Here is an 18,138-nt window from a genome sequence, read left to right on the forward strand (position 1 = left end):
GGGGGAAATATTATGATCTGGCGGGGAATCACATCATTAATAGGAATGTCTTTATTATTATCGGCACCAGCCGCTTTGGCTCAAACGCCACCCGGCATCCGTATTCACAGCATTCAGGCCGTTGGCACTGGCTGTCCGGCAGGAACTTACAACGCCACAATCTCTCCGGATGCGCAGACGTTCTCTTTGCTTCTGGATAATTTTATCGCTGAATCCACCATGCACCGCCCGATTGTCCGACTGAACTGCGAACTGAAGGTGAACTTCCAGGTTCCCGCAGGATGGACTTTTGCTGTGACCTCTGCAGACTATCGCGGCTTTGCTTATGCAGAAGCCGGAACGATGGTGACTCATCAGGCGCTTTATTCATTCGACGGCAGCAAGCCCCGCAATGAGCGTCCGGGCTATGAAAACGGCGGCACTTATAATTTCCGCGCGCAGGAATTCCGCGGACCTTACAACGACACTTACTACATCCGTCACCAAGTCGACACTCGCGTCGCACCGTGGGCGGCCTGTAACGCCAACTCCATTCAGTCTTTGTACATCACAACATATCTGATGGCGCGCAACTTGAATCTGTCGTCACTGCTGACGGCCCAGATCACTCTGGACAGTATTGATGGTCAGGTGCAGTCACAAAGATACCAGTTGGCCTGGAAGACCTGCCGACCAAGCAATGGTGGGGTCCATCAGCCACCGGGGCGTGATCCTGGGCCGGGCCGACCGAACAATCCGGGAAGACCACCGCGTTTCCCATAACGGCTGAAGCACCGGCAGGTGCGCAAACTGAAACAACTTAATTTTTAACGAACTAACAATGTCATAATCACAAGGGGGATTTATGAAAGGTAAACTATTGATCGCAATCGCGGGGATGATCTCTGCCATGAGTCTGCAAGCCAACGCTCAGGAAATTCGCCTGGGTCAACCAGCCTACGGTGGTACCGGCTGTCCAGCAGGAAGCGCCAGTGTCACAGTCAGTCCGGATGCTTCAGCACTCAGTATCCTGTTTGACAACTATGTGGCGGAAGCCGGCAACGGCCGCTCCATGGATCGCAAATCCTGTAACATCTCTGTTCCAGTGACAGTGCCAAGCGGTTACAGCGTGGCGGTGATCCAGGTCGACTACCGTGGATTCAACTTCGTGCCTCGTGGCGGTATGTCCCGCTTTGATGCGGAGTACTTCTGGGCCGGCGCCCGTGGTCCTCGCGTCAGCCGCACATTCATGGGTCCGGTAAATGACAGCTACACGATCTCTGACGGCCTTCTTGCCAGCACTATGGTTTGGACGCCGTGCGGAGCGAACGTGAACTTGCGTGTCAACACATCCATGATGGCAAGATCCAACGGCCGTGGCGAACAGACCCTGGCAACAGTGGACAGTGCCGACATCAGCTCAGGCCTGGTCTACCACTTGCAATGGAGACGTTGCAGATAGTGACGGTGCAGGCAGTGACGTTGCAGATAGTGACGTTGCCGCTAATTTAAGAACCCCATCTGGGCTCCTGCAGAGCTGCTAAAAGTAGATGTCAATGGCGATAAAATACGCTAGGATCGGCTTTTAAAAGTGAACCAGGAGCCCAACCCCATGACAAAAACCGCTCATCATTCAGCCACTCTTCAAGTCCGCCAAGCCCTTTGGGCCCTGCAAAAAGAAGTTTTGAATTCCCTGAAAGAGCAGTTCGACCGCGAAGTGGGTTATCAGGCGGCTCCGACAGAATGGTTCCAGGTTTTGATGACCGCAGAACGATACATGTGGCTGCGCGAACTGACCTCCCTGATGGCTGATATCGATATTCTGACCGAGCTGGAACACATTGCGGAAGAAGATGCCGGTGTCGCTCGTGCGGAAATTGAAAAACTTCTGATTGATCACGTTGAAGAAGGATTCGGAAAGCAATACCGCGATCTTTTGATGTCCGGTGCCGGTTTGCTCCCGCTGCATTCCCAACTGAAGGCGCACCTGCAACAGTTGCCTGAAACCAAAATGGAAAAACATCAGACTGTGCATCACAGAAAAAACTGGCAGGAAACTCACCGCCAGCAGTCCCGCAAAAAACGCAACTAGCCTTTCACACACAGTACCTGTTTTAACACCGCCATGACCTCGACCAGATCTGTTTGATTTTTCATCACCTGGTCGATGTCCTTGTAGGCTCCGGGAATTTCATCAATCACCCCGGCATCCTTGCGACACTCCACGCCCGCTGTTTGTTTCTGCAAATCTTCAAGACTGAATCGACGTTTGGCTTCAGAGCGTGACATCCGCCGGCCCGCCCCGTGCGAACAGGAGTCAAAAGATTCCGCATTGCCCTTGCCGCGCACGATGTACGACCTTGCCCCCATGGAGCCAGGGATAATCCCCAGATCATCTTTACGCGCACGCACGGCCCCTTTGCGTGTGACCAGGACGTTTTCGCCATAGTGAACCTCCCGCGTGGCATAGTTGTGGTGACAGTTGACCTTGAGCGAGTGCGGCAGCGGGGCCCCTTTTTTGCCGACGTGATGAGAGATCACCTCCATCACCCGACGAAGCATCTCTTCGCGGTTTTCCAGAGCATAACTTTGCGCCCATTCCAGATCACGCATGTAATTTTCGTATTCACTGGTGCCTTCCAGATAATACGCCAGATCCGGATCCGGCAGTTTCACCGCCAGACGCGAAATTTCACTTTTAGCACCCCGGATGTGTTCCTCAGCCAGGCTTTTGCCGACATTGCGGGAGCCTGAATGCAGCATCACCCACACCGAGCCCTCTTCGTCCGTGCAGATTTCAATAAAGTGATTGCCTCCGCCAAGACTTCCCAACTGATGGGACGCGCGGTCTTTCAGGCGCAACAGCGACACGGACTCTGGCATGTGCTTCCAGCCCTGCCAGCTTTGCACCTCCTTGGTGAGGCGTTTGTTGGACTCATGCCCCAAGGGAATCACACTTTCAATGCCTGCACGCAACCGATCCAAATCATGCAGAACCATCTCGGGATTTACGTTCAGACGTGCCGCGATCATGCCACAGCCTATATCCACACCGACCGCCGCAGGGATCACCGCACCTTTGGTGGCAATCACGCTTCCGACAGTGGCTCCAATTCCCAGATGCACATCAGGCATCGCAGCCACGTGCTTAAAAACAAATGGCAACGATGCAACATTCTGAAGCTGCTTCAGTGCTTGTGACTCCACTTCGGAATCCGGAGACCAGATTTTTACCGGAACATGAGCAGACTTGATATTCGACAGGACTGGCATATTGCACTTCCTCCACCGGTGTTTGATCTGTGATAAGATTATCACATGTCGCAGCTGTTTTTTTTGATTATTTTTTTACTGCTGCCACTGGGGCAGGCAAGCTTTGCATCACAATCCTCACTAAGAATTGTGACCGAGCATTGGCCGCCTATTACCTATGAAAATTCCGGATCAGCTGAAGGCATGGCCGTGGATCTTACCCGCATGATTCAAAAGTCGGCCGCCCTTTCCCAGAGCATTGAAGTCCTTCCATGGCCCCGGGCCTACCATCTTGCGGTGACCCAGCCGAATGTTTTGCTGTTCACCGTGGCCCGCAATCCCGAACGCGAAAGGCTTTTCACTCTGGTGGGTCCCATCGCCAATGGCGAAATCGCGATTTACGTGCGCGGCACTCACGACCTCAGCAAAGTGACCCTGCAATCACTGAAAAAAAACTTCCGCATCGCCACCCATCGCGGCACTGTCTTTCAGAATACTCTGGAGCAGGAAGGCTTCCATAACATCGTGCCTGTGAATTCGTCCGTCAATGCCGCCAAGATGCTGATGGCGGGACGAGTGGACGCCATCTGCGATGATGAATTAGTCGTCACAGAGCTTTTCCGTCGGGCCGGATACAACTCCAACCCCTTCACCAAAGTGCTGTCGCTGACTCACAGTTCCTTTTACTTTGCATTTTCCCGAGGGACATCCCCTTTGACTATCACAAAATGGAAGACGGCCTTTGAAGAAATCAAACGCTCCGGGCAATTTGAACATCTTTATAAAAAATGGTTTCTGAATCTGAAGGCCCCCCCAGAGGTTTTTCTTTCACTGCCTCCGGCACACCCCGCGCTCTGGCTTGCTGAAAAGCCTGTTAAAGAACCTCGCGTGGCTGAGCTCCTGAAATTTCAGCCTCCCGAATTAAAATAAGAAGCATATTCACATCAACGTCATGCTCAAGTTTGATTTTCTTTTTCATAAGGCACCGGACCCGGAGTATACTGACGTCTATGAGTTTGCGCGAACATGTCGACGAAGTGCTGCGAATCAATCCGATGCCATCCCCGTGGCCTCGCATGTTCGTCTGCGCCTTCTCCACCACAATTCCACTTGTGATCGGTCTTTTCATGGGCCAGCTGCCGGTGGCAATCTTTGGTTCGCTGATGGGATTTCTGCTTCCGCTCAATGACCACCTGGGAACCCTGGGGCATCGACTGTGGACGATCACTCTGACCTTCCTGATGATGGCCGCGGGCCTGTCCCTGGGAATTCTAACCCACCAGCACAATGCCCTGTTCATACCCATTTTGCTGGGCCTGGTGTATTGGCTGGGACTGATGGGCGGAGGCAAAGGTGCCGAACTTGAACGGGCCCTGCTGTTTTCAATCTTTCAGGTTTTGGCGGGGGCCTATTCCGGAGCCCTGGAACATTACTTTGTGCCGATCGTGTCCTATGCTTTCTTGGGATACCTGTGTGTTGTCGTGACACTGGCGACTCTGGTTTTTTTACGCCGGCACAATCCAAATCCCTTCACCCGCCTTCGCACAACACTGAAAGAATCCATCACCACCGAAAAGTCCCGGCATCTGTATGCCGCCGGATATGCACTGGCAATTTTGTTCAGTTTGATTGCCGTGGATATTCTGAAGGTGGACCATGGCTACTGGGCCGTGGGGACGGTTCTGATCATCATGCGCCCGGAAATCAAACAAAGCGTTTACCGCAGCATCCAGCGTTTTTTTGGAACACTGGTCGGCGTGATTGTCGCAGATCTGATTATCTATTCTGTTCACTCACCCTGGCTGGCGATAGTGATTCTGGGTCTGGTCAGTTTCTGGGGGCCGTGGTCTATCATCCGCAGCTATTGGCTGGGTTCTGCGGTCATGGCCGTGATGCTTTTGATAATTCTGGATATGCCGAACTTGCAGCGGGGTGATTTGCACACCCCGACGGTGCGTTTGACAGCCACAGGCATCGGCTGCCTGCTGGCGCTGGCGGGCATCCTGCTGGTGAACCCGCAGGTGCTGTTCCGACGCCGCAGCTAGTGCTTCTTGCCGACGTATTTCGGGTTCAGCAGATTTTCCATTGAGAACAGTTCATCCAGTTGCGCCTGAGTCACCACGCCTCGCTCCAGGGCCACTTCAGCCACGTTGCGACCGGTCTCCGCACAGATTTTTCCGATACGGTCGCCTTCATCGTGACCGATGATCGGATCCAGATAAGTCACAATACCGATGCTGTTCATGACGTAGTCCCGGCAGCGTTCTGCATTGGCCGTAATACCCTTCACACATTTATGTTCCAGGGTTTCACAGGCATTCTTCAAAAGATCCAAAGACTCAAACAGACTGGAGGCGATCACAGGTTCCATCACATTCAGCTGCAGCTGCCCTGCTTCGGCCGCCAGGGTGATCGCCAGGTCATTGCCGATGATTTTGAAGCTGACCTGATTCACAACTTCCGGAATCACCGGATTCACTTTTGCCGGCATGATGGAAGAACCCGCCTGCATTTCAGGCAGGTTGATTTCTTTCAAGCCCGCACGCGGACCAGAACTAAGCAAGCGCAAGTCGTTGCAGATTTTCGAAAGTTTCACTGCCGTGCGTTTCAGTGCGCCAGAGATAATGATGTAGGCACCACAGTCGCTGGTGGCTTCGATGTAATCTTCCGACTGAACAAACGGATGCCCGGTGACCTCAGCCAGCTTTTGCACCGCCAAAGACGCATAACCCGGAGGTGTGTTGATGCCAGTCCCAATCGCGGTGGCCCCCAAGTTCACTTCCAGCATGAATTTCTGAACAGTGCGGATCAGACGACCGTCTTCTTTTAGTAAAGTGGCAAAAGCGTTAAACTCCTGCCCCAAAGACATGGGAACTGCATCCTGCAACTGCGTGCGGCCCATTTTCAAAACGCTCTGGAATTCTTTGCCTTTTTTCTCGAAGGCCAAAGCCAAAGAATCCAGCGCCGCCAAAGTTCCGTTCAGGTGTTCATACAGCGCCACTCGGAAAGCGGTCGGATAAGCATCATTCGTGGACTGGCACTTATTCACGTGATCATTAGGGTTGATCACCGCGTAGGTGCCTTTTTGCAGACCGCGTTTTTCCAATGCGATATTGGCAATCACTTCGTTGGCATTCATGTTGATCGAAGTCCCCGCGCCGCCCTGATAAACGTCGGATGGGAACTGCTGACCCCATTTTTTCGGGTCCTGCAAAACGATGTCACAGGCTTCAACCAAGGACTTGGAAACATCCGCCGGGATTGTGCCCAGTTCACCATTGGCCAACGCGCAGGCTTTTTTCACCAGTGCCAGACCACGCACGAAACTTTGATTGGCTCCGACAGGGATGCCCGAGATCTGAAAGTTCTCCATCGCCCGCAGGGTATGAATGCCGTAATAAGCTTCCGCAGGGACTTTCTTTTCACCCAGCAAATCTTTTTCTACGCGGAACTTTTCCATCACTAACTCCAAATCTATTTTCTATTGTCCAATTTCAAAACTTCACCGTGCATCATCACGCGGAATCCACTTTCGCTGATTCCGGCCCGTTCCCTTGCCGCTGCCAATTCCAGAGGCGGTTCAGCCAAGGGCTCGTCACTGAGGCGGAAAGTGCCCCAGTGTACCCCAATGCTCAGGCGGGAATGAAGGTCCTTGTGAATTTTAACTGCTCCATCCGGATCCACATGCTGCTGACCCATGAACCAGCGCGGCTCATAGGCGCCAATCGGGATCAGCGCCAGATCAACATTGCCAAACTTCGTGTGCACATCTGAAAAATCTTTCGAATACCCGGTGTCCCCGGCATAGAAGAATTTGAATTTTTCCGACTGCACATGCCAGCCGCCCCATAAACTCTGGTTGCGATCCCAGAGAGTGCGCTGAGTCCAGTGCTGGGCAGGAGTGAAGGTGATCGTCAAATCATCCAGAGTGATCTGATCCCACCAATCCAGTTCTTTGACGTTTTCAATCCCTTCGAATTTCAAAAGATCGGCATTGCCCAAAGGAACCAGGAACAAGGTCTTGCCTTGATTCTGTTTATTCAGATCACGCAGGGTCTTTAAATCCAGATGATCATAGTGGCAGTGAGATATCAGCACCACATCCACCGGAGGCAGTTCTTTTAGTTCAAACGGCAACGCGACCAAACGCTTCGGCCCCATAAAACTCACTGGGGACACACGCTCGGAAAACACCGGATCGGTGACAATGTTTTTTCCCTGAAGCTGCAGCAGAAAGGAGCTGTGCCCAATCCAGGTCAAAGTGGTTTCGTTCTTATTCTGACGCAAAAAATCCGTGTCGGTTTTTAACACAGGCGGATTGAACGGCGGCTCTTCGTGGCGGGGCCCCGTCAGACGTTCCCACTGCCACTTCCAGAAGCTGGCTTTGGGGGAATTGTCATAGTTATTGTAAAACTGGGTTGCTCCGCGATGCGGCTTCTGGGGGTCGTGATAACGGAAACTTTGGCACCCCAAAAACACAAACAACCCGGCCACAGTGATCATGGTCAGTTTCATGCCCCGCAGAGTCTCACCGAGCGGCTTTGTAGGCAAGAATTTGGTTGCCACCGACGCCCCAAGATAATACGACAGAGCTTTGACAAAATGACCGAACTCCCCAGCAAGGACACCCCTGTGATTCGTGAATTCTGGAAGCAGCAAAACCTCTCGCAAAAAGTCACCATCCTGTTCATTTTGACACTGATTTTCCGAGCTTTTTTTTCGCTCAACATCGGTCTGATTGATGACGAGGCTTATCACTGGTCCTGGGCTAAATGGCCCCAGCTTTCCTATTTCGACCATCCGGCCATGATTGCGTGGCTGGAGGCCATCACCACCAGCGCCTTTGGTGATACCTACCTGGGTGTGCGCCTGCCGGGCTTCCTGTGTTTTGTCGGCACAGTGATCCTGCTTTACAAACTGACACGGGATTTGTTTGACGACTGGGCGGCGATTTTTGTCGGCGTTGTTTTGCTTTGGTCTCCGTTCTGGGGCTTTGGCGGCTACGTGGCCTCGCCAGAACCTCCGTTCATGTTCTGCTGGGTGGCGGCGTCCTACGTGTTCTGGCAAGGCGTGCGTGAAGACGGCAAAGCCTGGAGTGTGAAAAAAACCTGGATCTGGCTGGGCATCCTGATGGGACTGGGCCTGAATTCCAAATTTATCATCGCACTGTTGGCGCCGGGTTTTGGCTTGTACCTGCTGGCAACACCTTCCCGCCGCAAAGACCTGCTGACACCTTGGCCGTGGGTGGGCTTGCTGATTGCAACTGTGCTGGCAACGCCGATCTTCCTGTGGAATCATCTGCACGAGTGGCCGGGCTTCAAGTATCAGTTCCACGACCGTCACACCGGCGCTAAATTTGACATCGGCCGCTGGCTGGTGTTCTTTGGTGCTCAATTGCTGTTTGCAACTCCGTTCCTGTACGTGATGATTGCGCTGGCGTTCGCTACTTCGTTCATCAAACGCCACGAGGCGCGCTGGAGATTCCTGCTGTGCCTGACCCTGCCTTCGATTGCGATCTTCTATCCACAGCCGTTGTGGGCTGAATACAAACCTCACTGGAGCGGTGCTGCGTACACCCTGCTTTTGATGGGCGCCGGAGCGATCTGGTCTCAAGGTTTGGTGTGGGGTCGTCGTCAGATTGTCCAGGCGCGAAGCAAAGTCTTCACCTGGGGTGTTGGCGTCTTCTTTGTGTTGCTGGCTTTGATCAGCTACACGCCGTTTGCTTACCCGTGGATTCCTAAAGCCTACAAACTGTTCAATCCGAATGGCGAGTGGCAGACCACTTATGATTTCAGCAATGAGTTCACCGGCTGGGAAGACCTGGGACGTTTTGTGAACCGTCGTCAGCGCGAAATCCACGCTGAAAGCGGCAGCAAACCCTTCATCGCGGCTCACCGCTATGAAAACACCGCGCAGACCACCTGGGGCACAAAACAAAAAGTGTACATGCTAAGTTCCACCGTCAGTCACTACACCGTGATGCAATCCCCAGAGGAAATGAACAACCTCAAGGGACAAAACGCGATCTTCGTCAGCACAGAAAAGTATCCGGCAGATCCGATGGAGTGGGCGGCCTGGGATGGCTGTGACAAGGAAACACTGAAGACGTTCCGCAACGGCATCCACGCGCGAACCTTCAACGTGTATTTCTGCCGCAACTTCCAGGGCATCACGAAGTAAAGCCGCACCAAATTAACGACATAAAAAAAGCCGCTCTGCAAAGCGGCTTTTTTTTTAGTTCAAAACATATTCAATTGGAACTGTGATCGACCAGGAACCTCTTTGAATTTCCTGCGGGAAGGGCTTTAAACCATGAATGCCTTTGACCAGATCCAGAGCCGCCTGGTTCAAAGAATCATAGGGTGTCTTTTCCACGATCTCTGTGGTCAGCAGCGAACCGTCCTGCGCCAACGTAAAGCGCATGGTGACCTTCCCCGTCTGACCCATTTTCTTGGCCAGCATTGGATAACGCTTACGGCGCTCCAGCAGCTTTTTGATCTCGTACAGGTAACGTTGCTCGGGGGACACTTCGATCCCGTTGGCTACCCCTTCACGGCCTTCCAATGCACCCTGCGCAGAAGTTCCCGCCAAAGACCCCGCCGCCTTACCCATCGGGACCGGCTCAGGAGCTGCTTCACTGACTTTTTCAGTTTTGATGGCCGGGCCTTCCGAGTTGTCAGCAACAACCGGGGCCTTCATCTTGGCGGCTTTGATCTGGGACTCTGGTTGCGGCGCCTGAACGCTGCCGCCATCCCCGTACTGGAGCTCCACACCGACTGGCAAAGGAACCACTTCCGGAGCCGCCATGCCCACCGCCAACGCAAACAACCCGCCATGCAGAAGCACCGACAGGGTCACGGAACGGTTGATAGTGAAAGATAATGAGAATTGTTTCTTGAACATGGCCTTGGGCAATTTATAGGTTCTTGCCCCCAAAAACTCAATACGGGGACCAAAAAATGGGCTCAAATGTAATTAATTTAGATCTGAGCTTTTGCTAATGAAAGCGAAATGAAAAAATGGACATTTAACAAGGGTGCTTCTAAAACCTAGGCCCTGATGACTTCCCTAAACCCGCACTTCACCTTTAATTACTCCCAGCCCGAGGAATACCGTTTTTCCCATGATTCGGTGTTTTTGGCGCGCCAGGTTTTTGAGTTTTTGCCGGAAGACCTGAGCAAAATGACGGCGCTGGATCTGTGTTCGGGTTGCGGGATCGTGGGCCTGGACTTTCTGTATCACTGCAAACAGGAACAGCGTGCCTACCCCGCCCGCTTTGATTTTATGGAAGTGCAGGAAGTTTACCGCGATCACTTTGAAAAAAACCTGACAGCCTTTGCACAGCAAAAGCCTGCAGTGAATTTCGTGAATCTGAACTACGAAGCCCTGCTGACACCTGAATTCAGCAGCCGCTATGATCTGATCCTGAGCAACCCACCCTACTTCCGCACCAATCAGGGAAAATTGTCGCCGTCAGAGTTTAAAAACCGCTGCCGCTTCTTTATCGATTCTGATTTTACTAATTTGATTCGCGGGATTGATGCCGCTTTAAATCCCGGGGGCCGGGCCTTTGTTTTACTGCGCGATTTGCAGGATCACGGTTGGAATCCGCTGGAAGAAGCCCGCAAAATCCTGAGCGGGCGCCGTGAAATAAAAAAGGTGGCCGATATTCGCGGCACACCTTTGATTTTGATCAACTAGCGGCAGAACACGGAGCCAATTGTCAGTGGCTTCAATGGGAAGATCTGCTCATGCTGAATCTGCCCGACCAGGTGACCGCTGATACCGTACACCAGATTGATAATGTACTTGCCGTCACCCGCGCGGTTTTCAACGCACTCGTAAGCCGGAGTGTTGTCCGGTTTGTGCAGAGAAGGTTTTAGTTTTTCACACACCATGTTCACCGCAAAATCACCGTCGAACGTCGCCAGCACACCCTGCTTCAAATTCACAACAGCGGTGTCCAGCATCTCAAATGAAACTGCCGTGTCGTCACCCAGATGACCGGAACACTTGGCAAAAACTGAAGGTGATACATCCGCCTGAGCGGAAACAGATACAAACAAAGCGACAAAGGCAAATACGATGGCTTTCATGGAAAACTCCCGGTTTTTAAAAATTCGAGGTTTATTTAACAAAATTCACCCTACTCCGAAAGGGCTTTTCCCGAACCCTACCGAAGTTTCATCTTTCTAACCGCCTAAATGACGGAAATAGCTGGGGGAATTGAAGAGTTTATAGTGTTCCGGCGGTAGCCGGGAGTGCTGAAGCTGCTCCAGCTTGCGCGCCTGCCGGCGCTCCAGCTCTGCCGGCGGGGCCGACTGCCGGGCTGCCGACAATAAAAAAGCCCCCATCCGTGAGGACAGGGGCTTTGGGTGTTTTTTCGTTTTACTGAAAAATCTTAAACGTAAGATCCGCGTTTGATTTTCTCAAGGATCAGTTTTTCTGTCTTGATTGGATCTTTCGGGTCAACGGAGAAGAAGGACTGCTGCTCGCAACGAATCTTTTCTTTGATCAACCAGCGCAGGATGTCCGCCAGATTTTTGTTCTTTTTGTCCAGGAAGAACGGATCGTTTTCCAAGGCATCTTTGGCTTTTTTCAAAGCGCGTGCTTCGGCAGGATCGGATTCTTTCACTTTGTAGTGAGGCAGATCGTATTTTTTCACGTCTTCCGGCAACACGCCCAGGAACTTCACGTTCGGAGCAGAGAAGTCGGCATTACGGATCAAAGACGCCGCGGAACCGGCTTTCAAAGTACGGAAGATGTTCTGCATGGTGTACGCATCGAGATCCCCGAAGAAGTACATTGGAACATCCAATTCTTCCTGGATCAGCTTTGCCCAGCCACGCACACCGTTGGATGGAACCCCTTGAGCACCCATCACGATACAGTTGTTACGTTTGGTGAAGCCCATGGTCACCAGCGTATTCGCGGTACCTTCGGACTCTACGATCAGACAGAAGTCGATTTTCTTTTTCGCCTTCAGTTTCAAAGCCTGAGGTTTGTTCTTTGGCTGGAACGGTGAAGTTCCCAAAGTGGAAAGGTCGATCACGGCCTTGTCCCCGTCTGTCAAAGTTTCCGTCACAACCAGCTGCTGGGAATAGGTCTGTCCACCACGGTCATTGGCGAAAACGTTCAGTTCTTCACGGTACACTTCCAGCATATCACCGATAAAGTCGATGATTGCATCCGATTCCGGCTGATCGTCGAAATCCAAAGGTTTCAGACGAGGGTTGCCTTTGATCTCACCTTTACACATGTAATAAAGCTCACGCTTTGTATTCACAGTGCCGGTTTCAAGATTGCGCAAAAGCATTTCCAAAAGGAACACCACACGCGCCAGTTTTTGCACGGAAGAAACGTTCAGCTCAGTACGGACAACTTTATCACCCGGAGTCAGGTAACCCACTTTGGCGTTGTACAAAGAGTTGTCCAAAGAAGTTTTCACTGCCTCAAGAACCGGACGCTTGGAAGACTCAAGATCTTTCAGCATCTTGTCCGCAAGAATGCGGGCCTCTTTAGGAATATCAATTTTCAAATCGCGAATGCTGAGTAGTTTTGCCATTACGCTTTTTTCCCAGTGGTTTTCTTAGTGGTTACAGTCTTTTTGGTGGTGGTTTTCTTGGTTCCTTGCGGCACCTCGGAAGCCTCTTCCACCAGGTCACTGGAGGAAATCACATCGATTTCTTCCTCGTCACCGTGAGCGATGCCTTTTTTCTTGTCGCGTTTTTTCTGCTCAAGAAGTTTGGATTCCGCCGCTTCCAGATCCGCCATCGCGTCTTCGGAATCACGGCCCAGAAGTTTCTTCAAACCCTCTTCGGCTCTTTTCTTACGGGACTCTGGCGCATTGATGATTCTTGCCAAACCTTCAACCAGGATCGGACCGAACTGTTCAATGTGGGCCAGCTTTCTTTCCAGATCCGCTTCCTTCACTTCTTTTTTGATGTGACGGGACAGCTTTTGACCAGCTTGGATCAAAGCCAGACGGATTTCCGCAACCAGTTCCTCGGAAGCGTCGATCGTTTCTTTGGAGGCATTTTTAAACTTGATGAACGGAGACACGATGGAAACCGCGAAGATGTACGGGCCCAGTGGCAAAGAGTCTTTAGGCTGACCCAGGCCATAGGCTTTCCAGTTCACAGATTCAATGGCCCATGTGATCGCGCAACCGGATTTATCAAATTGCAGCGGAACACGGTTGGCAAAACGAAGCAAAGTCACTGGAGAATCGTTTTGCTGATTGCGGTCTTTGAAACGCGCCAATGCCACTTCCACCACAACCGGCTTGAAGTCACAAATAGTCGGTTTACGAGTCACAACCGCAAAGAAGTCGATTTCGCCCAGACGAGTGATGGATTTGGACAACGCCTCTTCACCCACGGTCAGAACGGACTTGGTGCTTGGAGCCATCAAGTCTGTGTTTTGCACAGCCTGGAAGACTTTTTTGAAGTCTTCTTCGCTCAAGGCGGTCAAAGGCTTCTCAAGAAGACCTTTTGGCAGACCTTTTTTCACGAAATCAGAGATGGACTGATCAGAAATACGGGAAAAACCCGTTTTCAGGAACTTGGACAAAGTCGTTTTACCGAACAAAGTGGAGTGAGTGATGAACTCCCCCAGTTTGAAAGTGTGAGGATGCGGCAAAGACGCTTCCGGAACTTTCGGAACATCCGTGCTTACGCGAGTCACGGTTACAAAGTCCGCGTCCGTCAGCTTGTACGTGATGGTCATGTGAGGATTCACCAGGATAGTGCCCTCAATGTAGGTCAAAAGACCGCCGTCACCGTTCAGTTGAATACGTCCATCAAGAACGAATTCAACACGCGTGCCGTGTTCACGATCCCAATCCAAAGTTTCTTTATTCTTCAGAACACCTGTATTGGATTTGATGTCGACATCCACTTGCGCGGAGATCGCTTTACGCATTTTTTTGGTTTTGGAAACAACACTGACCCCACGGGCGTTGGTCATCTGCGCCCACGTCGTCGCCGCAGAGATACCGATACCTTGCTGACCACGGGAACACTGACCACGACCGAATTTGGAAGAAGCCAGATACTCACCGTAAACCTTGGCCAGGTCTTCACCTTCGATACCAGGGCCGTTATCCTCAACAACGATGCGAATCAAATCAGTATTTTTAGTTGAGCCTGCTCCCACTTTGGAGATCTCAACCAGTAGATCAGGCAGAATGCCGGCCGACTCACACGCATCCAATGAGTTATCCACGGCTTCTTTCAAGGTCGTCAAAACGGCCTTCAAAGGAGATGAGAAACCCACCTGCTGGAGGTTCTTAGCAAAATATTCAGCTGTGCTACTTTTGGTAATTTTGCTCACAGTTGCTTGGTCCTTACACGATGTTAACGAATTTTAATGAATGACTTTCATAGGTTAAGCCGAACGCAGGGGGTCAAAGCAAGACTTAAGGCTCGGTGATGCTTGGCGTAAATTTAAATGCGAGGAACTGGTAGGCTTTAAAAAGGGGGTCTGGAAGGGTCTAAAAACCCCCCTTTTTCATAGCTATCGATAGGCTTTTCCACGCCCATTTGACCAGATTTTCAGCCCGGAAGGACTGTTGACGTTCTGGCTGGCCGTAGATGAGTAGGTCAACACACGATTGTTGATATCCGTGTCACTCGCCACATTTGAAAGGTAAACACCTGAAATATCATTCCACACGCAGCCGGCAATCTGACTGCCGCCACCCGGAACAATAGAGATCGCAATATCCGCGGGCACACTGACAGCACTTGGAACTTCAATAGCTGCGCCCCCATTGCCGCCGTTGTATCCGTTGGTATCGGTGTTCAAATTGCCCGCGTCATTCATGTCAGCAAGACCACCGGCACCACCACCACCACCGAAGTGACCGCCACCGCCGCCACCGCCGAAGGTGACATCACACGCTCCGGCACCACCGCCAAAGCCCGCACCGAATCCACCGCGCCCGAAGAAGGCTTCGCCGGGATTGTTCCCCAGGGCTGAACCAATCAAACAAGTGCTTCCCCCCTGTCCGGCAGCTCCCTGAATGCGTGCGACTCCGTTAGATGGGGTGTAATCCCCCGCCGGAGAGGCTCCCCCCGCCACAGCGGTTGCCGCAGACCCACCACTGCCACCACTGGAGGCGCCGGCAGCTCCACTCACGGCTGCGGCGGCAGGTCCTTCCCCTGCACCTCCGGCTCCGCCGGCACCGGCATCACTGTCATCAGTGCCGCCGCGACCACCGCCACCACCACCGCCATAGATCATGCCGTTATTCAGAATAGTGACGTTGGCGTATTGAGCTTCCACTTTGAACGCTGTTCCTCCGTGCTGCCCCATGCGCAAAGAACCTGCAGTTGCCGCCGGAGCCAGTCCGCCCGCACCCGCAGCGCCAATGATCAAACCATCGTTGATCAAACGAACCCGCGCCGTTGCCGCCAAAGAACCCGTGCGCATTGCTGGCAGTGCGGGATCGTTGCTGGAGACTTTCACCGTTGGATTGACTCGCACGACAAAGGTGCGAGGCGAAGCTGCCACAGCTCCACTGTACTGAGCCACGGCCTGGTCATAAATATTGTAATTCAAAGTGTCCGCCGCAATCGGCGCCAGCACCACCGCATCGGTCATCGACACCGCAATGCTGGCTACGGATGATTCATTGGTACCGCCACCGTTATCCCGCACCTTCACGGTCACTGTGGCCGCAGCATCGACACCGGCACTGGCCGACAGATTCACCGTCAGACTGCCATCCCCCACCCGCGTCTGCGTGCAGTCGACGGTCAGGCGCGAAGTGTTTGAGTTGGTGCAGATCAATTCTAAATTCTGCGTGTCTTCATTGGCGGGGCCCACATCCACCGTGAGTGTGAAACTTGAAGCCGTCGCCGAACCCGGTGTCAGCAGGATTTCATGTGTGGTGGGAATAGACGTAATCACCGGAGCATCATTCACCGGCTGCACGATAACAGCAATTTCCTGCTCGACCACAGAATTACCCGCGCCGTTGCCGTCATCAAAGCGAATCTTTGCATAACAGGTTCCAAAGTATTCAGCACGCGGCTTGATACTGACGGCCCCTGTCGCCGCACTGATCACAAAATCTGTCGCCGGCGTCACCACCACCGAGGTGTCATTGCAAGCGGTGCCGGTCAGGCCCGTATAGTCCAAAGAATAAGTGCCGAAGCCTTCATCCAAAGAACTTACCGCCGCGGCGCCTAGCACATCCACCAGGGCCGAGAACGCAGGATCATCTTCGGTCAGCACGGTTGGTGTTCCAATCGTCAATGTCGGTTCTGTATTGGCAATAGTGATATCGATGAACTGCACATCGCTTGCAGCTTGAGGATCTTCTGCATGAATGGCCAGACGGCATGTCCCCACGTCCTCATCGCCTGGTATGCCTGAAATCGTCACCACTCGGCCATTTCCTGATGGCGTGGCCGTCAGCCAGGTGCAGGTGTCTGAAACATCCCGGGAGACAGTCACTGTCTCCGGATCAGGATCTGTGATCGCCACAATGCAATTGTATTCATCATCTTCATCCACATTGGCGGCACAAGGTGCAAGGCCCACTGCAATCAGAGGCGCATCCTGAACGTTGTTCACCGTGACCGCCACGTCGGCATAGCCGGTGGAAGGGAAAGAGTCCGTCAACGCAATACGGATCTGGCAAACACCCTGATAGTCCGCGGCCGGCCGGAATGAAAAGGCCCCGGTCACTGGATCAATGCTGTAATTTGTCGCTGTCGGAACCATCGCATGGTCCTCGCAGCGATCGCCCGCCACCGTCGGTGTCACCAAAGAATAAGTGCTGCCGGCCTCTTCAATGGAAGAAACATTGGCGCCTGAAATCACCTCGGCCAGCGCGGCGTCTTCAGAAATACTGTACGGACCGCCCGTCACGTTGATGATCGGTGGAGAATTCGTCACCGCTAATTCCCAGGCAAAAATCGCTGACTGTCCGGCAACGTCATCTTCAGCATACACCGCCACATGACAGGTGGTTCCGACTTCGGCAGCGGAAGGAGTTCCGGTCACAGCCCCGCTGTTGGCATCAATGCTCAACCAAGGTCCGCAGGTGGTGGCGGTATCCAGATGATAGGTCAAGGTCAAAGGCGAAGGCAGATCCACATCGGTGGCCGTGATCCCGCAGGCGTAAGCGTAGTTTTCACCGATACTTCCGGCACAAGCCAGGGTCGTGATGACCGGCACATCGTTCACCGGCTGCAGATCCAACGTCACTGTGACCAGTGCTGTTTCGTTCCCGGCCCGATCCACGACTTTGTAAGTGAAGCTGTCATCTATGTCGTTATTCAACGAGGGTATGTAAGTGCAATTCAAAACACTGCTGCCCCCGCAACCCGACACAGCCCCCCGGGTCGGCGCGGTCACAATCTGAATCTTGTACTGGTCATTGTCGCTGGGAGTATTCAGCACAAAAGGCGCGGACATGTCCTCGGTCACAGACACCGTCTGATCAGCGCCGGGTACCGGAGGCTGATCATCGATCAGGAACGATCCCAGTTGCAAAGTTTCCCGGGCATCGCGAACGACGGCAGTCAAACGCAGATGGTGAGTGCTGCCATCGGCCAGATGAGAAATATCCCAGTCAAAAGAGCCCGAGTTCGTCAGACGATCTTGGATCACCATCCATGTGGACCCACCATCAGCCGACGCCTCCAAACGCAAATAGTCCGGGGGCACATCCGCATCCGCGGTGGACCAGCGAACCGGAACAAGCGATGTTGACTTATAGGCCGCATTCAGGCTTTGAGTTTGAGTGAGCTTACTGGTGAGTATAGCCAAGTCGGCGTTCATACACGCCGCAAGTGACAAAAGAAGGATGATTGATAAACTAAGACGTACAATTATCATCATTAATATTATCGGAATTTTCTGGTAAAACTGGATTGTTTTGATATTAAAAAA

At 52.6% G+C, this 18,138-nt stretch carries 15 protein-coding genes; 7 read left to right on the top strand and 8 right to left on the bottom strand.

The window, feature by feature from the left end; all coding sequences use genetic code 11:
• Window positions 1–45 precede the first annotated feature (45 nt).
• From BD_RS13045 to BD_RS13055, 3 genes are all read left to right on the top strand, one after another.
• Window positions 46–762: a DUF4360 domain-containing protein gene (locus tag BD_RS13045; RefSeq protein ID WP_041583603.1), complete on the top strand. Its 717-nt coding sequence runs from the start codon at window positions 46–48 to the stop codon at window positions 760–762.
• A gap of 82 nt (window positions 763–844) precedes the next feature.
• Entirely contained in the window at window positions 845–1,441 is a 597-nt protein-coding gene (locus BD_RS13050; RefSeq protein WP_011165235.1) for a DUF4360 domain-containing protein, read from the top strand.
• 150 nt (window positions 1,442–1,591) lie between these two features.
• Window positions 1,592–2,071, top strand: a complete 480-nt coding sequence (locus tag BD_RS13055; RefSeq protein ID WP_011165236.1) for a hypothetical protein — start codon at window positions 1,592–1,594, stop codon at window positions 2,069–2,071.
• Here BD_RS13055 and BD_RS13060 read toward each other — a convergent pair.
• Window positions 2,068–3,252 (bottom strand): RtcB family protein, encoded by a 1,185-nt coding sequence (locus BD_RS13060; RefSeq protein ID WP_050792925.1) that lies wholly within the window; start codon window positions 3,250–3,252, stop codon window positions 2,068–2,070. The two genes, BD_RS13055 and BD_RS13060, sit on opposite strands and share 4 nt — an antisense overlap.
• Window positions 3,253–3,297: 45 nt before the next feature.
• On the opposite strand from BD_RS13060, the gene BD_RS13065 reads away from it, so the two are divergent.
• Together BD_RS13065 and BD_RS13070 are read left to right on the top strand one after the other, a co-directional pair.
• Window positions 3,298–4,161 carry a substrate-binding periplasmic protein gene (locus BD_RS13065; RefSeq protein ID WP_011165238.1) on the top strand — a complete coding sequence of 288 codons (864 nt, stop codon included), beginning with the start codon at window positions 3,298–3,300 and terminating at the stop codon, window positions 4,159–4,161.
• Between the two features lie 80 nt (window positions 4,162–4,241).
• A complete protein-coding gene (locus BD_RS13070; protein ID WP_011165239.1) occupies window positions 4,242–5,276 on the top strand; it encodes an FUSC family protein in 1,035 nt (344 codons plus the stop codon).
• On the opposite strand, the gene aspA is transcribed toward BD_RS13070, so the two are convergent.
• Both aspA and BD_RS13080 read right to left on the bottom strand, forming a co-directional pair.
• Entirely contained in the window at window positions 5,273–6,691 is a 1,419-nt protein-coding gene (gene aspA / locus BD_RS13075; RefSeq protein ID WP_038450101.1) for an aspartate ammonia-lyase, read from the bottom strand. The two genes, BD_RS13070 and aspA, sit on opposite strands and share 4 nt — an antisense overlap.
• A gap of 14 nt (window positions 6,692–6,705) precedes the next feature.
• A complete protein-coding gene (locus BD_RS13080) occupies window positions 6,706–7,746 on the bottom strand; it encodes an MBL fold metallo-hydrolase (protein WP_048349876.1) in 1,041 nt (346 codons plus the stop codon).
• Between the two features lie 87 nt (window positions 7,747–7,833).
• Between BD_RS13080 and BD_RS13085 the strand changes: the two genes are divergently transcribed.
• Window positions 7,834–9,411: an ArnT family glycosyltransferase gene (locus BD_RS13085; protein ID WP_011165242.1), complete on the top strand. Its 1,578-nt coding sequence runs from the start codon at window positions 7,834–7,836 to the stop codon at window positions 9,409–9,411.
• Window positions 9,412–9,465: 54 nt separating this feature from the next.
• Here BD_RS13085 and BD_RS13090 read toward each other — a convergent pair whose 3' ends face one another.
• The gene (locus tag BD_RS13090; protein WP_144313868.1) at window positions 9,466–10,134 is read right to left on the bottom strand and encodes an energy transducer TonB; all 669 of its coding nucleotides are present in this window, start codon (window positions 10,132–10,134) and stop codon (window positions 9,466–9,468) included.
• Window positions 10,135–10,290: 156 nt separating this feature from the next.
• On the opposite strand from BD_RS13090, the gene BD_RS13095 reads away from it, so the two are divergent.
• On the top strand, window positions 10,291–10,932 hold the full coding sequence (locus BD_RS13095) for an RsmD family RNA methyltransferase (protein WP_011165244.1): 642 nt from the start codon (window positions 10,291–10,293) through the stop codon (window positions 10,930–10,932).
• Here the strand turns inward: BD_RS13095 and BD_RS13100 are convergent.
• The 4 genes from BD_RS13100 to BD_RS13115 all read right to left on the bottom strand — a co-directional run bounded on the left by BD_RS13100 (window position 10,929) and on the right by BD_RS13115 (window position 18,027).
• Window positions 10,929–11,327, bottom strand: coding sequence for a hypothetical protein (locus BD_RS13100; protein ID WP_048349768.1), 399 nt, complete (start codon window positions 11,325–11,327; stop codon window positions 10,929–10,931). The two genes, BD_RS13095 and BD_RS13100, sit on opposite strands and share 4 nt — an antisense overlap.
• A gap of 305 nt (window positions 11,328–11,632) precedes the next feature.
• Window positions 11,633–12,796: a DNA topoisomerase VI subunit A gene (locus BD_RS13105; RefSeq protein WP_011165247.1), complete on the bottom strand. Its 1,164-nt coding sequence runs from the start codon at window positions 12,794–12,796 to the stop codon at window positions 11,633–11,635.
• Window positions 12,796–14,565 (bottom strand): DNA topoisomerase VI subunit B, encoded by a 1,770-nt coding sequence (locus BD_RS13110; RefSeq protein WP_011165248.1) that lies wholly within the window; start codon window positions 14,563–14,565, stop codon window positions 12,796–12,798. Before BD_RS13110 ends, BD_RS13105 begins: the two co-directional genes overlap by 1 nt.
• A 183-nt stretch (window positions 14,566–14,748) precedes the next feature.
• The gene (locus tag BD_RS13115) at window positions 14,749–18,027 is read right to left on the bottom strand and encodes an Ig-like domain-containing protein (protein WP_041583604.1); all 3,279 of its coding nucleotides are present in this window, start codon (window positions 18,025–18,027) and stop codon (window positions 14,749–14,751) included.
• Window positions 18,028–18,138: the final 111 nt, after the last annotated feature.

This window comes from Bdellovibrio bacteriovorus HD100, from assembly GCF_000196175.1.
Lineage (GTDB): Bacteria > Bdellovibrionota > Bdellovibrionia > Bdellovibrionales > Bdellovibrionaceae > Bdellovibrio > Bdellovibrio bacteriovorus.